At 57.4% G+C, this 16,871-nt stretch carries 17 protein-coding genes; 7 read left to right on the top strand and 10 right to left on the bottom strand.

What is annotated here, in order from left to right; all coding sequences use genetic code 11:
- Positions 1-36: 36 nt before the first annotated feature.
- Positions 37-579 carry a YqaA family protein gene (locus NIZ92_RS16900; RefSeq protein WP_035270318.1) on the bottom strand — a complete coding sequence of 181 codons (543 nt, stop codon included), beginning with the start codon at positions 577-579 and terminating at the stop codon, positions 37-39.
- A gap of 150 nt (positions 580-729) precedes the next feature.
- On the opposite strand from NIZ92_RS16900, the gene ilvA reads away from it, so the two are divergent.
- Positions 730-2,238, top strand: a complete 1,509-nt coding sequence (gene ilvA / locus NIZ92_RS16895) for a threonine ammonia-lyase, biosynthetic (protein WP_035270321.1) — start codon at positions 730-732, stop codon at positions 2,236-2,238.
- Positions 2,239-2,517: 279 nt separating this feature from the next.
- Here the strand turns inward: ilvA and NIZ92_RS16890 are convergent, their stop codons facing one another.
- The 5 genes from NIZ92_RS16890 to phoB form a co-directional block, all read right to left on the bottom strand.
- Entirely contained in the window at positions 2,518-3,531 is a 1,014-nt protein-coding gene (locus tag NIZ92_RS16890; RefSeq protein ID WP_254002299.1) for a biotin-dependent carboxyltransferase family protein, read from the bottom strand.
- Positions 3,528-4,226: a 5-oxoprolinase subunit PxpB gene (gene pxpB / locus NIZ92_RS16885; RefSeq protein ID WP_083054717.1), complete on the bottom strand. Its 699-nt coding sequence runs from the start codon at positions 4,224-4,226 to the stop codon at positions 3,528-3,530. Before pxpB ends, NIZ92_RS16890 begins: the two co-directional genes overlap by 4 nt.
- Positions 4,227-4,228: 2 nt before the next feature.
- Entirely contained in the window at positions 4,229-4,660 is a 432-nt protein-coding gene (locus tag NIZ92_RS16880; protein WP_022983640.1) for a VOC family protein, read from the bottom strand.
- A gap of 80 nt (positions 4,661-4,740) precedes the next feature.
- Positions 4,741-6,039 carry a phosphate regulon sensor histidine kinase PhoR gene (gene phoR, locus NIZ92_RS16875; RefSeq protein ID WP_009458690.1) on the bottom strand — a complete coding sequence of 433 codons (1,299 nt, stop codon included), beginning with the start codon at positions 6,037-6,039 and terminating at the stop codon, positions 4,741-4,743.
- A gap of 4 nt (positions 6,040-6,043) precedes the next feature.
- The gene (gene phoB, locus NIZ92_RS16870) at positions 6,044-6,754 is read right to left on the bottom strand and encodes a phosphate regulon transcriptional regulator PhoB (protein WP_035270329.1); all 711 of its coding nucleotides are present in this window, start codon (positions 6,752-6,754) and stop codon (positions 6,044-6,046) included.
- Positions 6,755-7,011: 257 nt separating this feature from the next.
- Here phoB and ubiE point away from each other — a divergent pair, with 257 nt between their 5' ends.
- From ubiE to rfaE2, 6 genes are all read left to right on the top strand, one after another.
- Complete coding sequence (ubiE, locus tag NIZ92_RS16865) at positions 7,012-7,782, top strand: bifunctional demethylmenaquinone methyltransferase/2-methoxy-6-polyprenyl-1,4-benzoquinol methylase UbiE (protein WP_026484476.1); 771 nt, start codon at positions 7,012-7,014, stop codon at positions 7,780-7,782.
- A 215-nt stretch (positions 7,783-7,997) separates the two neighbouring features.
- The gene (locus tag NIZ92_RS16860; RefSeq protein WP_026484475.1) at positions 7,998-8,990 is read left to right on the top strand and encodes a Tim44 domain-containing protein; all 993 of its coding nucleotides are present in this window, start codon (positions 7,998-8,000) and stop codon (positions 8,988-8,990) included.
- Between the two features lie 180 nt (positions 8,991-9,170).
- Positions 9,171-9,800 (top strand): SCP2 domain-containing protein, encoded by a 630-nt coding sequence (locus NIZ92_RS16855; RefSeq protein ID WP_026484474.1) that lies wholly within the window; start codon positions 9,171-9,173, stop codon positions 9,798-9,800.
- Positions 9,801-9,802: 2 nt separating this feature from the next.
- Positions 9,803-11,359, top strand: a complete 1,557-nt coding sequence (ubiB, locus tag NIZ92_RS16850; protein WP_022983639.1) for a ubiquinone biosynthesis regulatory protein kinase UbiB — start codon at positions 9,803-9,805, stop codon at positions 11,357-11,359.
- 174 nt (positions 11,360-11,533) lie between these two features.
- Positions 11,534-12,403 carry a ferritin gene (locus tag NIZ92_RS16845; protein ID WP_026484472.1) on the top strand — a complete coding sequence of 290 codons (870 nt, stop codon included), beginning with the start codon at positions 11,534-11,536 and terminating at the stop codon, positions 12,401-12,403.
- A 1-nt stretch (position 12,404) separates the two neighbouring features.
- Positions 12,405-12,887 carry a D-glycero-beta-D-manno-heptose 1-phosphate adenylyltransferase gene (gene rfaE2 / locus NIZ92_RS16840; RefSeq protein WP_009458698.1) on the top strand — a complete coding sequence of 161 codons (483 nt, stop codon included), beginning with the start codon at positions 12,405-12,407 and terminating at the stop codon, positions 12,885-12,887.
- Between the two features lie 330 nt (positions 12,888-13,217).
- On the opposite strand, the gene NIZ92_RS16835 is transcribed toward rfaE2, so the two are convergent.
- The 4 genes from NIZ92_RS16835 to thiD form a co-directional block, all read right to left on the bottom strand.
- Positions 13,218-14,540 carry a TolC family outer membrane protein gene (locus tag NIZ92_RS16835; RefSeq protein ID WP_238441736.1) on the bottom strand — a complete coding sequence of 441 codons (1,323 nt, stop codon included), beginning with the start codon at positions 14,538-14,540 and terminating at the stop codon, positions 13,218-13,220.
- Positions 14,541-14,555: 15 nt separating this feature from the next.
- Complete coding sequence (locus NIZ92_RS16830; protein ID WP_035270341.1) at positions 14,556-15,236, bottom strand: protein-L-isoaspartate O-methyltransferase; 681 nt, start codon at positions 15,234-15,236, stop codon at positions 14,556-14,558.
- 74 nt (positions 15,237-15,310) lie between these two features.
- Positions 15,311-16,006, bottom strand: a complete 696-nt coding sequence (locus NIZ92_RS16825; RefSeq protein ID WP_035270343.1) for a 5'-methylthioadenosine/adenosylhomocysteine nucleosidase — start codon at positions 16,004-16,006, stop codon at positions 15,311-15,313.
- A 40-nt stretch (positions 16,007-16,046) separates the two neighbouring features.
- A complete protein-coding gene (gene thiD, locus NIZ92_RS16820; RefSeq protein ID WP_022983636.1) occupies positions 16,047-16,865 on the bottom strand; it encodes a bifunctional hydroxymethylpyrimidine kinase/phosphomethylpyrimidine kinase in 819 nt (272 codons plus the stop codon).
- Between the last annotated feature and the right edge of the window lie 6 nt (positions 16,866-16,871).

Genomic DNA, 16,871 nt, shown 5'->3' with positions numbered 1-16,871 from the left:
GGGTTAAGGGGGCGTTTGCGGCCAGTTTGCTGCAAATTACCAACCCAATTTGGGGAAAATCCACAGCAGACCAGCGGTCATGGTGATATAGCGCGCCAGTTTTCCCACCGCCATGTAAAACACGCTGGGCCAAAATGGCAGGCGTAGCCAACCGGCTACGGCACACAGGGGGTCGCCTACCACGGGTAGCCAGGACAAGAGCAGGGCGGGCGGTCCCATGCGGGTCAGCCAGCGCTGCCCCAGCTCGTGCCAGCGGCCTGCTGCCTTGTTCTTGGGAGTTGCGCCGTCTTCTGTGTGTTGCGGGTGCTTCTCGCGCCAGGCTTCGTAGGCTTTCTCGGCGCCCAGACCCATGGCATAGCTGATGGCCCCACCTGCCGTATTACCCACAGTGGCAACCAGCACGGCGGGCCAGAACATATGTGGAGCCAGATTGATATAGGCGAATACGGCGGGTTCCGAACCCAGGGGGAGCAGGGTAGCCGAGACCAGGCTGATGATGAAAATGGCGCTCAAGCCCACTTCGGGCAGAGATAGGGCGGCCAAGAGCCACGAAATAAGATCAGAGATCCAGGCTTGCATAAGTAAAGTGGACGGGTTTTGTAGGGAATAATGGACGCCAGTTAGGGCATCCGCCTATGGTATTCTGTTTTTCTTTTCCGGTGAGCGGTCTCAGGCAGGGGCCTGCGGCTGGCCTTGGTGGCAAAACCGGTTGTTATTAAAAGCTGAGTCATGTCGAACGATTACCTAAAGCGCATTCTGACCTCGAAAGTGTACGATGTTGCCATCGAAACACCACTTGAACCCGCTCCCCAGGTATCGGCACGAATTAGTAACACGGTCCTGCTCAAGCGCGAAGACTATCAACCTGTTTTTAGCTTCAAGCTGCGCGGTGCCTATAACAAGATGGCCAATCTGTCGGCCGCGGAATTAAAACGGGGTGTATTGGCCGCTTCGGCGGGTAACCACGCGCAAGGCGTGGCCATGGCAGCGCGCAAGCTGGGTTGCCGTGCCGTTATCGTCATGCCAACCACCACCCCGCAAGTGAAAATTGATGGTGTACGTAATCTGGGCGGCGAAGTGGTCCTGGTGGGCGAGAGCTATTCGGATTCCTACCAGCACGCTCTGGAACTGCAAAAGAACGAAGGCCTGACCTTTGTGCACCCTTTTGACGATCCTGATGTGATTGCCGGGCAGGGTACGGTGGCCATGGAAATTTTGCAGCAGCACCCCGGCCCAATTGAAGCGGTCTTTGTCGCTATTGGCGGCGGTGGTCTGGCAGCGGGCGTAGCCACATACATCAAGTCCTTGCGTCCTGAAATCAAAGTAATCGGCGTACAGACCGAAGATTCCTGTGCCATGGTGCGCAGTATCAAGGCCGGTCGTCGTGTGAATTTGTCGGACGTGGGCCTGTTCTCTGACGGTACTGCCGTCAAGCAGGTGGGCTCCGAAACTTTCCGTCTGGTGCGTCAGTATGTGGATGATTTTGTCATCGTGGATACGGACGCGATTTGTGCGGCTATCAAAGATGTGTTCCAGGATTCGCGTAGCGTGCTGGAACCGGCGGGTGCCCTGGCTTTGGCGGGTGCCAAGCGCTACGCCGCTCAAAACAAGCTCAAGAACAAGACCCTGATTGCGGTCACGTCCGGCGCGAACATGAACTTTGACCGTATGCGCATGGTGGCGGACCGTGCGGATGTGGGGCAGGCTCGTGAAGCTTTGTTCGCCCTGACGATCCCCGAGGCAAAAGGCAGCTTCCGCCGCCTGTGCGATGCCCTGGGCACTCGCTCGGTGACGGAGTTCAACTACCGCATGTCCAATCCTGAAAAGGCGCATGTCTTTGTGGGTATGTCGATTTCCTCGGAAGCGGAGATCGAAAAGCTGGAAGAGCGTTTCGTCAAGAAAGGCTTTGGTACCTTGAACCTGACGGGCAACGAACTGGCCAAGACCCATGTGCGTCATATGGTGGGTGGAGTGTCCAGCCAGGCTACGGACGAAGTCCTGCTGCGGTTCGAGTTTCCAGAGCGTCCTGGTGCCTTGCGTAAATTCTTGTCCAGCATGAACCAGGACTGGAATATCAGCTTGTTCCACTACCGGAATCAGGGTGATGACTACGGTCGTATTCTGATCGGTATCCAGGTCCCGCCTTCCGATAAAAAGGAATTCAAGGCTTTCCTGGGCAATCTGGGCTACCCGCACTGGGACGAAACGGATAACCCGGCTTACAAGCTGTTTTTGTAAGTCTATGGACGGCGCACGGCATTCGCTGTCTTGCGTCAGACCAAATGAAAACACCTCGCTTGGAAAAGCGAGGTGTTTTTTATTGGGGCTTGAATGTGGTGGCTGTCGTTGGAGCCGTATTGAGCCTGGGAGCCAAGAGCAGTGGGTGTTTGCTCCTGAGTTCGTCATGGGGGATTGGTTCAAGCCGCCTTACTGCCTTTGCGGCCTGATAGGCCGTTTGGCCATACGAATGTGCGATAAGGCCAGATGCCCGTTAGTACGGTGGTGTCTTAACACGCTCTATGCCACACACTGTTTTAGAGCCTGCCGCAAAGGTTCCAGGCTGTCATTCAGACGTGCAAAAGCCTGCTCCTGACGGGCAGCCAGTGCATGGGCCTGTTCTACCGTCACCACTTCAAAACTCAGATTCTGACCGGGCAAGCGCTGGGCAACTTGAGCCAGATCCACGCTGGCGACTTGTCCGATACGCGGATAACCGCCGGTGGTTTGCCGGTCCGCCATCAACACAATGGGCTGACCATCGTTGGGGACCTGGATTGTTCCAAAGCAGGTGGGGGCGGACAGTAGTTCTTTTGGCGACTTGCGCTGCAAGGGCTGGCCTTCCAGGCGATAGCCCATGCGTTCTGAAGCCGGGCTGATGCGGTAGTTTTGGCTTTGGAACAGTTCCAGTGATTCCTCGGTAAACAAATCAGCTTGATCCAGAATGACGCGCAGGCGTTCACGTGGAGCCAGGGCCAGGGCGGCGGGCATGTAAATGCGCAGCTCATCCAGCTCGGCTTGCAGACGGTTCAAGGTCGTTTCGTCATTGGGTAGTGGTCGAGCCAATGCGATCTGGTCGCCTTTCTTCAAGGCGCGGCCTTCAAAGCCGCCCAAACCGACTCGCATATGCGTGCTTTGACTGCCCAGCAGGGATTCGACCTGAAAGCCGCCGTAAACAGACAGGTAGCTACGGGCACCTTGGCCGGGTTTGGCGGACTGCATCGTCAGGGTTTGTCCGGCACGCGCCAGAGTAGGGCGCAGGACCGCCACGGGCTGGCCGTCCAGGCTGGCGTTCATGTCCGCACCCGTCAGGACAAACAGGGCGGGTTCTGCAAAGCGCAGGCTGGGGCCTTGCACCGTGATTTCCAGGCTGGCCAGATCCTGCTCTGCGGCATTGCCTGCCAGTAAATGGGCCAGTCGGTGGGCACGTTCGTCCATGGCACCGCTGGGCGAAACCCCCAGGTGCTGATGTCCATAACGGCCTCGGTCTTGCAGGCTGCTCATCATGCCTGGTTTGAGGATATGCACCGTCATGCGGGTGTCCAGTGATCAAACTGCTCGTGAGGCAGAGGCACAAAGCGCACTTGGTCGCCGGGGGCGAGCAGGGCGGCGGGCGAGCGCCGGGCATCAAACAAATTAACTGGCGAGCGGCCAATCAGATGCCAACCGCCGGGAGATTCGTTTGGGTAAATAATGGTTTGCTGGTTGGCAATGGCCACCGAGCCTTTAGGCAATACAGTGCGGGGTGTGGCGCGGCGCGGCACATTCAGTTGCTCGGGCAAGATGCCCATATAGGGAGCGCCGGGGGCAAAGCCCACCATGAATACCAGTTGCACCTGGCTGCTGTGCAGTTCGATGACTTGTTCCTGGCTTAGCCCCAATTGCTCGGCAATGGCAGGCAGGTCCGGACCGAAGAGGCCGCCGTAGCACACGGGAACATCTACCAGTGCGCCGGGAGCGGCCTGGTCCTGGCTGGCATCCAGCTCGGCCAGGGCTTGATGAACATAGTCGTGCAAACGAGCAAGCTGGTCGCTGCTGCCATCCGGGTAAAAGTGGATGGCGACTGCGGTAAAGCTGGGGACCAGATCACGGACACAGGCGGGGGCGTGGTCGCGCAGCAAGCGGGCGGCGCGGGTACAGCGCAAGCCGGTGTCCAGAGAAAGCGGGCCGCTGAACTGCACTAGCAGACAGCGGTCGCCTTGCTCGTTAAGTTGCCAGGATTTGTGCATCTTTATTTGGCGAAAAGCGAATCCAGGCTATTGAAGGCCTTGAACTCCAAGGCGTTGCCCGAAGGGTCCATGAAGAACATGGTGGCCTGTTCGCCGGGTTCGCCCTTGAAACGGATATAAGGTTCGATAACGAATTTGGTGCCAGCGGCAACCAGCTTGTCAGCCAGGGTCTGCCAGGTGGGCATGTCCAGCACGACGCCAAAGTGGCGCACGGGCACATTATGGGCATCCACCGCGCTGGTGGCGTTGCTGCCACACTCTGAAGGGGCCAGATGAGCCACGATCTGGTGGCCGTAGAAGTTGAAGTCAATCCACTGATCCGAGGATCGGCCTTCGGGACAGCCCAGTGTCTGTCCGTAGAACTGGCGTGCAACGGCCAGATCATGGACCGGAAAAGCCAGGTGGAAAGGGCGCAGCTCGTTGGTATGGGACATGCTTGGCTCCTGTGCGGCATAAGGCCGCCAACGTGGTCTTCAGAGCCGTTTATTGTAGGGCCAATATGGCCCCACATGTTCTAGCTGTCCTGGAGTCGAACCCGGCTCTTGGGGAAACGCAACATAAACACGCTGCCCACACCCAGACGGCTCTGGATTTGCAGGTCGGCGTTATGTCGCACGATGATGTGTTTGGTGATGGCCAGGCCCAGACCCGTACCGCCAGTGGAGCGGGAACGGCCCTTGTCTACGCGGTAAAAGCGTTCGGTCAGGCGGGGAATATCCTGGGCGGCAATACCGATGCCCGTGTCTTGCACCGAATAACAGGCCTCACCATTGTCATTCAGATACCAGCGCACGGTGATGGTGCCATCCTTTGGGGTATAGCGCACCGCGTTGGTAATCAGGTTGGAGACAGCCGAGCTCAGTTCGGTTTCCATGCCCTGAATGGCAATGCGAGGGTCCAGATCTGTGACAAAGCTGTGTTGGCCGCCAGAAATAGCCTCGCCTTGTTTCAGCGCGCTTTCAATCAACTGGCTGACCTGTACTGTCTCCCCTTCCACTGTGGGTGAGGATTCCAGCGTGGATAAGGTCAGCAAGTCGGACACAATCGACTGCATGTGGCGGGTCTGCTCCAGCATCATCTGCTCGTAGCGTTGACGCTGTTCCAAAGGCAAGCTTTCGGGCGGCATGTCCTGCAGAGTTTCCAGAAAACCCAGCAAGACGGTAAGTGGTGTGCGCAGTTCATGGGAGACATTGGCCACAAAGTCCTTGCGGGTGGTCTCCAGCATTTCCACCTGGGTGACATCACGCGTCACGATCAGGAACTGGCCCAGTCCATAAGGGGTTAATTGCAGCAGCAAGGAGCGCTCACGTCCGTCTTTGCTCAGATGCAGCAGCAAAGGTCCATCCCATTGAGGCTGACGGGCGTAACGAGAAAACTCGGGTTCGCGCAGGATATTGAAGATGCTGTGATGGCGGTCCGTGGCCAGATTCAGGCCTATGTGCTCACAGGCGGTCTGGTTGCACCATTGCAGTTCCATCTCCCCATTCAGGGTAATGGCACCGTCGGGCAGGGCCTCGGCGGCCATCATGATGCCGTCTACGTAACGATTCAGATCCTGAATTTCCTGGCGATCACGGCGCAGTTGGCGGTAGATGGGAGCCAGAATGGCGTCCCAGGGGCCAACCGCGGGGGGCGGAGGATCATTCAGGTTGCGGGTCCAGCGTTCAACGCGGGAAAGCTGCAGGGTGCTGATGACAACCAGCAATAACAGGCCACCACAAAACAAGGCCAGACCGGTGAATGGCCCTAGCCACCAGCCGATCAAGCTGCCCAACAGGGCCCAGATAACAATAGACGTAAATATGCTGAACATGGGATCAGGCGGTCGGCGCCTTTTCCAGTGGGGAAAGGGCAAAACGATAGCCCGAGCCACGAATCGTTTCAATATGTTTGTCGTGTCCGCTAGGCTCCAGCGCCTTGCGCAAGCGACGAATGTGCACGTCTACCGTACGTTCTTCCACAAATACGTGGTCGCCCCACACCTGGTCCAGCAACTGGGAGCGGGTGAATACGCGTTCGGTGTGTGTCATGAAGAAATGCAGCAGACGGAACTCGGTAGGCCCGATGGTCAGCGCCATGCCCTGGCTGGACAGACGGTGCGTGCTGGGGTCCAGCTGCAGGTTGCCAATGGAGATCACATCGTCAGTTAGCTGGGGAGCGCGGCGGCGCAACACGGCCTTGATGCGGGCAATCAGTTCTTTGGGCGAGAAAGGCTTGGTGATGTAATCGTCCGCACCGGCTTCCAGGCCATCGACCTTGTCCTGTTCCGAGCCTTTGGCGGTCAGCATGATGACCGGAATATGACGGGTACGTTCGTCCGAGCGCAGTTTGCGGGCCAGATTGATGCCCGAGGAGCCGGGCAGCATCCAGTCCACCAGAATCAAATCAGGCAGTTCCGCGCGAATGAGGATCTGGGCTTGTTCGGCATCGAAGGCGCGCAGCACTTTATGGCCGGCAAAAGACAGATTGACAGAGATCAGTTCCTGGATCGCAGGCTCATCTTCCACGACTAATATGCTTGTACTCATTGTTAGCTTCAGACTGGTCCGATAAAAAATAATAGAGGGTCAGGCTGGCTGTCTGTATTGTGCTTGGGCGCGGGGCCTGCTGTTGCCATCAGGCGGCTCAAGGGCAATACGGCAGGCGCTTCAAATCCCTGACTGCACGTAATAGCGCCATCATATGGCGTTAATGTTTCAGGTTTGTGAACGTGTAAAAAAGGGGAGCACTCAGCGAGCCGGATTTTCGTTTCTGTACCGGGAAATCTGCGTTACGATTATGCACTATGGAAAAACAGCGTCCTCAAACCTCCTCCGCCCAGAACGCCGATACGCACTTCGGTTTTCAAACCGTGGCCGAAAACGAAAAAGCGGGCAAAGTAGCCCAAGTTTTTCATTCGGTGGCTAACAACTACGACATTATGAACGATCTGATGTCGGGCGGCCTGCACCGTATCTGGAAAGCCTTCACGATCGGTCGCGCAGCAGTGCGTCCCGGCATGAAAGTGCTGGATATTGCCGCGGGTACGGGTGATTTGACCAAGACTTTTGCGCGTCAGGCTGGTGCGGACGGCGAGGTCTGGCATACCGATATCAATAGTTCCATGTTGCGCGTGGGTCGTGATCGTCTGCAGGACAAGGGCATCATCACGCCCGTTACGGTCTGTGATGCCGAGCACCTGCCTTTCCCTGATGGCTATTTTGATCGTGTCTCGGTGGCCTTTGGTTTGCGCAATATGACGCACAAAGACCGCGCGCTGGCTGAAATGAAGCGGGTGTTGCGTCCGGGCGGCAAATTGCTGGTGCTGGAGTTTTCCCGCGTGGCCAAGCCCTTGCAGGCCCCGTATGACTGGTATTCCTTCAATATCCTGCCCCGTATTGGCAAGTTTGTGGCCAAGGACGAGGAAAGCTACCGCTATCTGGCTGAATCCATTCGCATGCACCCCGATCAGGAAACCCTGGCCGACATGATGCGTGAAGTGGGCCTGGAGCGCGTGCAGTATTTCAATCTGACAGCCGGCGTGGCCGCGCTGCACGAAGGCATCCGCCTGGATTGATGCCGGGTGTATCCTCTTTCTAATAACAGCGGCACCTTCAGGTGCCGTTCGTTTTTTGTCTGTAATGAACGGTAAAAAAAACATGGTGCATGAGAACTTGTCATGTTAATGTTCAGCTTATCGTAAGTTTTCTTGAATAATCGACTGGGATGGCATGGCCGGGGGCGTCAAAACCCTGTGTGTTAAGCGCTTGTTCTGGTCAGGAGTTTGTGACTATGTCTGGACGGCTTTCTCGTTATTTCATGGCCGCTGTATTGGCTTTTAGCACCGGCGCCTTGCTGACCGTTTCTTATGATGCGGAAGCACGACGCATGGGTGGTGGCTCCAGTTTTGGCCGCCAATCCTCCAACATCACCAGCAACCGCTCGGCAGCGACGCCTCCTGCTGCAGCGAATAACGCGACTCGCTCGGCTACGCCTGCTGCGGGTGCCGCTGCTGCCGGTACGGCTGCGGCTGGTACCGCTGCCAAGTCGGGCATGTCCCGCTTCCTGGGCCCGATCGCCGGCATCGCTGCTGGTCTGGGTATTGCCGCCTTGCTGTCCAGCATGGGTCTGGGCGGTGCTTTCCTGGAAATGATGTCCAGCCTCTTGCTGATCGGTCTGGTGATCTTCGCCGTTCTGTTCATCGTGCGTCGTCTGCGTGGCTCGGCCGCTCGTCCTGCCATGCAACAGGCCGGTGGTCAGTCCATGATGCGCAATGCTGATCCTGCTCCCAGCCCATGGAAGCAGCCCCAAGCTGCGCCAGCACCTATGCCTGCTGCTGCTCCAGCTGCTCAGCCAGCTGCCGCCGCCGCTGTTCCAGCGCCGCCAGTAGACGAAAGCTGGTTTATCCCCGGTGATTTCGACACGCCTACGTTCCTGGCCAATGCCAAGACCCAGTTCGTGGAAATCCAGAAACTGTGGGACAAGGGCGACGTGGAACAACTGCGTACCTTCCTGACCGACGACCTGCTCAAGGAAGCCGCTCCTCAAATCGCTCAGCGCCAAGGCGAGAACGTGACTCAAGTGGTACTGCTCAATGCAGAGCTGCTGGGTATCGAAAAAGTAGCCGACGGCCACCTGGCCAGCGTGCGCTACTCCGGTATGCTGCGTGAAGAAGTGGGTGCAGAGGCTTTCCGCTTTGAGGAAGTCTGGAATCTGTTCAAGGCCGACGGCGCAGGCTGGCTGCTGGCTGGTATTCAGCAGATCCCGGTTGACCCCAACGCTTGATCTCTATCTATACAGACAGCCGCCTTCTTACCCAGGCGGCTGTTCTGTTATGAGTGCTCCCGTTTCGCTGTGATCCCATCTGCCCGTGTTCCTGTCGCCCTGTACATCCGGCCGTGTCTGTGTCGGGTTAAACTGGCTGTTTTAATTGGACTGGTTTACTCGCCCCGGCAGTAGACTTGCATGGACATGCTTGGTATCCCTTCATTCCTAGAACCTGGCGCCGTGGGCGTGCGTTTGCTCAATGCCTTGCTTGATCGCGAGGATTGGGCGCGTGAGCGTTTGCGCAGCCATGCAGGCAAAACCGTGTCGCTGATTGTGGGCCGTTTGCAACTGGTCTACACCATCAGCTCTCAAGGAAAGCTGGAGCAAGGCCATCCTGCCGTCGTGCCGGATGTCACGTTGACACTGCCTCAGGACAAGCTGCCTGAACTGCCACAAATCCTTCAAGACGGCGATTTCAGCCGTGTCGCCCAGTTAATGCATGTGCAAGGCGAGGCCGGGCTGGCCAATCTGGTGTCGGACCTGGCGGCCAATCTGCGCTGGGATGCCGAGCACGATCTGGCCAAAATCGTGGGTGATGTCATGGCCGTGCGCCTGTTCAGCGGGGCGCGCCGGGCCTTTTCCGGGTTGAGGGATCTGGGCCAGCGTCTGGCTGGTAATGCCAGCGAATACCTGACTGAAGAAAGCGCCTTGCTGGTTACCCGCCCCGAACTGGAACGGATGCGCGAGCAATCGGCTGGTTTGGTCCAACGCCTGGACGAACTGGACCAGCGTTTGAAACGTCTTGACGCGCGTCGGCGGGAGTCCTGAGCATGTTCTCCTTGTGTCGTCTGCTGACCATTTTGCTGGTTGTATTCCGTTATCGCCTGGACGAGCTGGTGCTATCGAGCATCCGCCACCCTTGGGCATCACGTATGTTGCGCATTGTGCGCCTGGGTCGCAAACCCAAGCTGCCACGTGGCGTACGTTTACGGCTGGCCCTGGAAAGTCTGGGGCCCATCTTCGTTAAATTCGGCCAGGTGCTCTCCACTCGCCGGGATTTGATCCCGCTGGATATTGCCGAGCAACTGGCGTTGCTGCAGGACCGCGTGCCGCCATTCCCTTCGGAGGTGGCGGAAGCCACAATTCAGAAGGCCCTGGGTGCTTCGCCTTACGAACTGTTCCAGAAGTTTGATCGCGAACCCATCGCTTCGGCGTCGATTGCGCAGGTTCACTTTGCCGAGCTGCATAATGGCCGCGAAGTAGCCGTGAAGGTGTTGCGCCCTGGCATGCGCGAGGTCATCCATAAAGACTTGCGTCTGATGCGCGTGCTGGCTGCATTCATGGAACGGCTGGGCCCGGATGCCCGTCGCCTGAAACCGCGCGAAGTGGTGGCCGAGTTCGACAAGTACCTGAACGACGAGCTGGACCTGATACGCGAAGCCTCCAACTGCAGTCAGCTACGCCGCAACTTCACCAAAGATGTAGAGCGTACCCAGCTTTTGATCGTGCCTGAAGTGCATTGGGACTATTGCGCCTCGACCGTGTTCACCATGGACCGCATGAAGGGCATCCCGGTCAACCAGATTGATCGCCTGCGCGCCGCCAATGTGGATTTGAAGGATCTGGCCCGCAAAGGGGTAGAAATTTTCTTCACCCAGGTGTTTACCGACGGTTTTTTCCATGCCGACATGCACCCCGGCAATATTTATGTCTCGGATGCACCGGAGAGCTTGGGCCGTTATATTGCCCTGGACTTTGGCATTGTGGGTTCGCTGTCCGAGTTCGACAAAAACTATCTGGCGCAAAACTTCCTGGCTTTTTTCCGGCGCGATTACCGCCGGGTGGCTCAATTGCACATCGAGTCCGGCTGGGTGCCACCTGAAACCCGTGAAGAGGAGCTGGAAGGCTCGGTACGCGCGGTATGTGAACCGTATTTTGATCGGCCCTTGTCCGAGATCTCGCTGGGGCAAGTGCTGTTGCGCCTGTTCCAGACCTCGCGCCGGTTCAATGTAGAAATTCAGCCGCAGCTGGTGCTGCTGCAGAAAACCCTTCTGAATGTGGAAGGGATGGGGCGGGATCTGGATCCGGAGCTGGATCTGTGGGATACCGCCAAACCTTATCTGGAAAAGTGGATGTACCAGCGTATTGGTCCATCGGGCTTTTATTCGCGTTTGAAACAGGAAGCAGGGCAGTGGGCCCAGATCATGCCGCAGCTTCCGCGTCTGGTGTATTCCGCTTTGAATAGGCCAGAGACAGGGCAGGCGTTGAACCAGGAACTCAAGCTGCTGCGCCAGTCGCAGCAGCAGACCAACCGATTATTGACTGCCTTATGTGCTGTATTGGCGGTTGCGGTCGGGGTGGCCATCTGGGCTTTGGTGGGGCGATAAGTGTGACGACCCCGCAACGCGTCAGTTTTTTTGTGGCTGACATATTTCTGATAACTGCAGGTTCTACGATAGACGCAGGTCCGCCAGCTGATTGCTAAGCTGGCGCTTTCCGGCGCCTTCCGGACGGTGAATGGCCGCCCTCAAGGAACCGCTTGATTCTTTTTAGGAATCGTTATGCTTTACCATGACTTATTTAAATCCATGGAAGCGGTGCGCTGGAATTTTGCGCATGACATACCGTGGGATGACTTTGATGGCAGCAAGCTTACAGACGAGCAAGCCTACACCATCAAAATGAACGCCATTACCGAGTGGGCAGCCTTGCCTGCTACCGAAATGTTCCTGCGTGACAATAAAGATGACAGCGATTTTTGCGCCTTTATGTCCGTGTGGTTCTTTGAAGAACAAAAGCACTCGCTGGTTCTGATCGAATACCTGCGCCGTTTCCGCCCCGAGCTGATGCCTACCGAAGAAGAACTGCACAAGGTGCGTTTTGACTTCGATCCGGCCCCGGCCATGGAAACGCTGATGCTGCACTTTTGCGGCGAAGTGCGCCTGAACCACTGGTACCGCCGTGCTGCCGACTGGCATACCGAGCCGGTGATCAAGGCCATCTACAAGATCGTGGCTCAGGACGAGGCTCGTCACGCCGGTGCTTACTTGCGCTACATGAAGCGTGCCCTGGTGCACAAGGGCCAGGAATTTGGCCTGCAAGCCCGTCTGGCTTTCTCCAAGATTGGCGTTCTGATGGCTTCGGCCCATCGCACCGCTCAGGCGCTGCATCCCACCAACTTGCACGTGAACAAAGCCATGTTCCCCGAAGATACCGTGCAGTCCAAGCTGCCATCGCCCGGCTGGCTGGAAAACTGGCTGGATACGCAGATTCGTTTCGACAAGGAATGGGAGCACAAGGTCAGCTCGCGCATCTTGCACAATATGTCGTTGCTGATGGGTAGCTCGTTCGAGACCGTGCAGGAACTGAACCGCTACCGCAAGGATCTGGCACGTCAGGTCGGCTCTGATTCGACGCTGGTGCAGGCTTGATATGAGCGCACGTTTCGAGGCCAAGGTGATGGGTCTGGACGCCTTGCGTGAAGCGGTGGAGCAGGGGCGCCTGGCGCGCCCGCTGGTCTTTACCAACGGTGTGTTTGATATTTTGCACCGTGGGCATGTCAGCTACCTGGACGAGGCTGCCCAATTGGGTGCCTCGCTGATTGTCGGTGTGAATACCGATGCCTCGGTGCGCCGTCTGAACAAGGGGCCGGAGCGCCCCATCAATCCCGAGCAGGATCGCGCTGCCTTGCTGGCTGCGCTGGCCTGCGTGGATGCGGTGGTCTTGTTTGACGAGGACACGCCCGAAGCCTTGATCGCGGCGCTGCGTCCGGACTTGATCGTGAAGGGCGGCGACTACGATATGGAAGCCTTGCCTGAAACGGCTTTAGTGCGTAGCTGGGGTGGCGATGCAGTCGCGATTCCCTTCGAGTTTCAGCGTTCCACGACAGCACTGGTCAAGAAGCTGCGCGACTAAAAGCGAAGTACAGATTGATGTGTGAATCCCGGCTTGGTCCGGGATTTTTTTGCTTTTAAGTCGTGAACTCGAGGTTCTCCTGATGCCCAGGACTGCTTGGCGTTTGAGATGTGCCGGGGCATTGGACCCAAGCCAGGCCGGGTTGCTAATGCCACTGTCAGTGGCTGAACAAGGTTTGATGTGACCCTCGTGCTTGATCTGGTTTGCTTGGCGTGTCTGCCTCAGAGGCAGATATTGAGCATAATTCGGAGATATTAAATCTGGCTGGAGAGGCCGCACTTTAAAGGCCAGATTGCGGTGCCTAGTCTGTATTTTTTGCCAGCGCAGGCTTCAGGACGCCGGTTCAAGCAGATCGTTGATAGCACGCAGATCGTTTTCGTTCAAGGTGCCGCTGGCTGCTTTCAGGCGCAGGCTGTTCATCAGAACTTCGTAACGCGCTTGGGCCAAGCTACGTTGCGCTTCGTACAACTGCTGCTGGGCATTGAGTACATCGATGTTTACACGTACACCGACCTCGTAAGCCAGTTTGTTGGCCTCCAGGGCGTCCTGACTGGATTTGGTGGCTGCTTCCAGTGCCTGCACACGGACCAGGCCTGTGGTGACGCCAGAGAAGTACTGGCGCGTCTGCTGGATGGATTGCTGAATAGCGAACTGATGATCGTAGCGGGCCTGTTGCAGGCGCGAGCTTTGTTCGCGTACTTGCGAGCTGGTTTCACCACCACGGAAAATCGGGATGCTTAACTCCAGACCTAAAGCGCTGTTCAGCGAACGTGGGCCACCGCCCGCTTGGCCAAACAGAGTCTGGTCGCTACCGCTGCCGGTTTGGGCTTTCAGGGCCAGGGTGGGTTCGTGCAGGGCCTGGGTGCTTTTCAACTGCTCTTCGGCAGCACGGGCCTTGATATCAGCCAGTGCCACGGTCAAGCCGGACTGGCTGGACTGATCCAGCCAGTCTTGCAAATTCGCAGGCTGCGGGGCGGGAAGACGCAAAGGCTCACGCAGGCGCGCCAGCGTGTCATAACGCTCCAGCGTCAGCGCAGCCAGCTTGTCCTGAGCCACTTGCAAGGCATTTTCAGCCTGCAAGACGCCAGCCCGGGTCAGGTCCAGGCGCGATTTGGCTTCGTAGGTATCGGTAATCGTGGTGCCGCCCAGTTGAAAGTTCTGATCAGCAGCGCGCAATTGCTCGTCAATGGCGGCTTGCTGGGCTTTCAGGGTGGACAGCGTATCTTGCGCAGCCAGCACATCAAAATAGCTTTGGCTGACGCGCAGCATCAAATCCTGCCGATCCAGCGTCAGCTGAATATCCGCACCCTGCGCCAGTAATTGGGCACGTTCGTAACGGGCCCAGGCATTACGGTTGTACACGGGCTGGCTCAGCGTCAAGGTCCAGGCAGCTCGGTCACTGGAATGCTGATTGGACAGCTTGCTGGTTTGACGACGCTCCTGTAGTTCGGCTGTGCCGATGGCGCTGATCTGTGGCAACAGTTGTGCCCGGCTTTGGGGTACTTGTTCCTGATCGGCTTGATGCGCAGCTTGCGCAGCGCCAAACTGCGGTTCATGTGCCAGGGCCTGGTTCCAGGCCTGCAGCAGATCTTGCGACTGGGCGGTGCTACTTAAGGCAAGCAGCGAAAGCAATGCCAGGCGCAAGGGAGTCATGAACCGCATATGTGCTTAAAAGCGGAATTGCGAAACGGCGGTGCCGCGCAAAGGTTTGATCCAGGTATCGAACAGGGGTGTCGTCTCGAAGCTGGCCGCGCTGGTGCGAGTAATACGTACAGCCGTCATGACCGGGTTTTGACCGACCACTACAACCAGACGGCCGCCGATACAGAGCTGGTACTTCAAAGCATCAGGAATGGTGGGCACGGAGCCGGTGACCAGAATGGCGTCGTACTCGGTGGTGCCCCAGCCTGCGTGTGCGTCACCCACTTCAACCTTGACGTTGCGCACATTGTTGCGCTGCAGGTTTTCCTGGGCGAAAGCGGCCAGTTTGCTGTCAATTTCGATGGAGGTAACTTGTTGGGACAGGTGAGCCAGCAAAGCAGCCTGGTAGCCCGAGCCGGTACCAATTTCGAGCACACCGTCGCTAGGCTGCAGCAGCAGCTCTTGAGCCAGACGGGCTTCGACTTTGGGCGAGAGCATGGTCTCGTGCGTGTCCACGGCATTGATGATCAGTGGCAGCTCGGTGTCCGAAAAGGCCGAAGGGCGCAAGGACGAGGGAACAAAGCGTTCGCGCTGGACCTCGACCAATGCTTGCAGCACTTTTTCGTCGGATACGTTCCAGGGACGGATTTGTTGTTCCACCATGTAGTAACGGGCACGTTCGAGTTCAGACAGCGCAAAATGGTTCATAGCTTCCAGAAAACTAAAGGCTTGGCAAAGAGCCGATTATAAGCCAGCACATCGATAAAGATGCGCAGTTGGGCTTAGCAGGACGGCACCATTGCATGGAGCAAGGTGCTGGCGTTGTTGACGGCAATGGGCAAGAAGGTATCAAAATCCATGTGCGCTTCACTGTTGGCATTGTCTGAAATACTGCGTATGCAGACAAAAGGTACCTTGTTCAGATAGCACACCTGGGCAATGGCGCCACTTTCCATTTCGCAGGCTAAAGCGTTGAAGGTGGCGCTTAACCACTGTATTTTATCGTTACATGCGATAAATTGGTCGCCGGTAACAATTCGGCCCGTATGGACCTGGTGGCCTTCGATCTGCTGGGCGGCGGTTTGAGCCACGGTCAGCAGGGCGGGGTCAGCGGGGAAATCGAAGGTATCCAGACGGAAAACCTGTCCCGGCGCCAGACCCAGGGCTTTCAGTTCCACATCGTGCTGGACCAGGGTATCGGCAATGACGATATCGCCCGGTCGGATGCTGGGTTCAACCGCACCCGCAATACCGATATTGATAATGCTGCCCACGGCAAATTCCGAGATCAGCATCTGGGTGCAGGCGGCGGCGTTGACCTTGCCCACGCCGCAAACCACGGCCACAACGGGCTTGCCCAGATAGCTGCCGCGATGAAAATCCATGCCGGCGCGCTGGATGGTCTGGGGCTCTTGCAAGCGCTCCAGCACAATCTCCAGCTCTTCGCGCATGGCGACAATAATTCCAAGTGTAGACATAAGACAGGGGCCTTCAAGCGGCCCGATCAAACGGCACGTATCAGGACGATGGCCACAGTTTATGGAAGTGATGCACCGGACCATGTCCGCTGCCCACTGTCAGTTCACCCGAACGGGCAATGGCTTCGTACAAGTACTTTTTGGCAGCCAGAGCAGCGTCAGGCACATTGCTGTATTGGGGTAGCAGGGCGGCCAGCGCAGCCGACAAGGTGCAGCCGGTGCCGTGCGTATTGGCAGTATCAATACGTTTGGCGGGCATTTCGATCATCTTGTCGCCATCGTGCAGCAGGTCTATGCAGTCCGAACCGGGCAGGTGACCGCCTTTCAGGAAGACCCAGCGTTGATCGCTGTGATTCATCAGGCGACGCAGACGCTCGGCAGCCTGACGCATTTCCTTGACGGTTTCTACCGGGCGGGCGTCCAGCAGGACACCGGCTTCGGGCAGATTGGGCGTGATCATGGTGCACTGGGGCACTAACTGTTCACGCAAGGCATGGACGGCCGACTTTTCCAGCAGATGATCGCCGCTTTTGGCGATCATTACCGGGTCCAGCACCAGATGCCTGGGTTTGAAGTGAGCCATGCGCTCGGCCACCACGGTGGTGACGGCCTCCTGGCCCAACATGCCGATCTTGACACCATCAATGCGCACATCGGCAAACAGCGTATCAATCTGCTGGCGCACAAAGTCGGCAGGAACCGGGCTGATACCGGTTACCCCTTGAGTATTTTGTGCCGTCAAAGCGGCAATCACAGCGGTGGCATAAGCACCCAGGGCGCTCATGGCTTTGACATCAGCCAGAATACCGGCGCCGCCGGAGGGGTCAACCCCGGCAATGGTCAGCGTGTTGGGAATCATGTCTCA

The sequence above is a fragment of the Alcaligenes sp. 1735tsa3 genome, from assembly GCF_024134565.1.
Classification (GTDB): Bacteria; Pseudomonadota; Gammaproteobacteria; order Burkholderiales; family Burkholderiaceae_B; genus Alcaligenes; species Alcaligenes phenolicus.
The sequence above is the reverse complement of the archived record's forward strand: the minus strand, read 5'-3'. Positions and strand labels throughout refer to the sequence as shown.

What these genes read in the sequence shown, in the direction of transcription:
- phoR (WP_009458690.1), bottom strand. Translation starts at nt 6,039, where the DNA reads ATGTTCAGCATATTTACGTCTATTGTTATCTGGGCCCTGTTGGGCAGC.
- ubiE (WP_026484476.1), top strand. Translation starts at nt 7,012, where the DNA reads ATGGAAAAACAGCGTCCTCAAACCTCCTCCGCCCAGAACGCCGATACG.
- NIZ92_RS16855 (WP_026484474.1), top strand. Translation starts at nt 9,171, where the DNA reads ATGGACATGCTTGGTATCCCTTCATTCCTAGAACCTGGCGCCGTGGGC.
- ubiB (WP_022983639.1), top strand. Translation starts at nt 9,803, where the DNA reads ATGTTCTCCTTGTGTCGTCTGCTGACCATTTTGCTGGTTGTATTCCGT.
- thiD (WP_022983636.1), bottom strand. Translation starts at nt 16,865, where the DNA reads ATGATTCCCAACACGCTGACCATTGCCGGGGTTGACCCCTCCGGCGGC.
- pxpB (WP_083054717.1), bottom strand. Translation starts at nt 4,226, where the DNA reads ATGCACAAATCCTGGCAACTTAACGAGCAAGGCGACCGCTGTCTGCTA.
- phoB (WP_035270329.1), bottom strand. Translation starts at nt 6,754, where the DNA reads ATGAGTACAAGCATATTAGTCGTGGAAGATGAGCCTGCGATCCAGGAA.
- NIZ92_RS16825 (WP_035270343.1), bottom strand. Translation starts at nt 16,006, where the DNA reads ATGTCTACACTTGGAATTATTGTCGCCATGCGCGAAGAGCTGGAGATT.
- NIZ92_RS16890 (WP_254002299.1), bottom strand. Translation starts at nt 3,531, where the DNA reads ATGACGGTGCATATCCTCAAACCAGGCATGATGAGCAGCCTGCAAGAC.
- NIZ92_RS16860 (WP_026484475.1), top strand. Translation starts at nt 7,998, where the DNA reads ATGTCTGGACGGCTTTCTCGTTATTTCATGGCCGCTGTATTGGCTTTT.
- NIZ92_RS16880 (WP_022983640.1), bottom strand. Translation starts at nt 4,660, where the DNA reads ATGTCCCATACCAACGAGCTGCGCCCTTTCCACCTGGCTTTTCCGGTC.
- NIZ92_RS16845 (WP_026484472.1), top strand. Translation starts at nt 11,534, where the DNA reads ATGCTTTACCATGACTTATTTAAATCCATGGAAGCGGTGCGCTGGAAT.
- NIZ92_RS16900 (WP_035270318.1), bottom strand. Translation starts at nt 579, where the DNA reads ATGCAAGCCTGGATCTCTGATCTTATTTCGTGGCTCTTGGCCGCCCTA.
- ilvA (WP_035270321.1), top strand. Translation starts at nt 730, where the DNA reads ATGTCGAACGATTACCTAAAGCGCATTCTGACCTCGAAAGTGTACGAT.
- rfaE2 (WP_009458698.1), top strand. Translation starts at nt 12,405, where the DNA reads ATGAGCGCACGTTTCGAGGCCAAGGTGATGGGTCTGGACGCCTTGCGT.
- NIZ92_RS16830 (WP_035270341.1), bottom strand. Translation starts at nt 15,236, where the DNA reads ATGAACCATTTTGCGCTGTCTGAACTCGAACGTGCCCGTTACTACATG.
- NIZ92_RS16835 (WP_238441736.1), bottom strand. Translation starts at nt 14,540, where the DNA reads ATGACTCCCTTGCGCCTGGCATTGCTTTCGCTGCTTGCCTTAAGTAGC.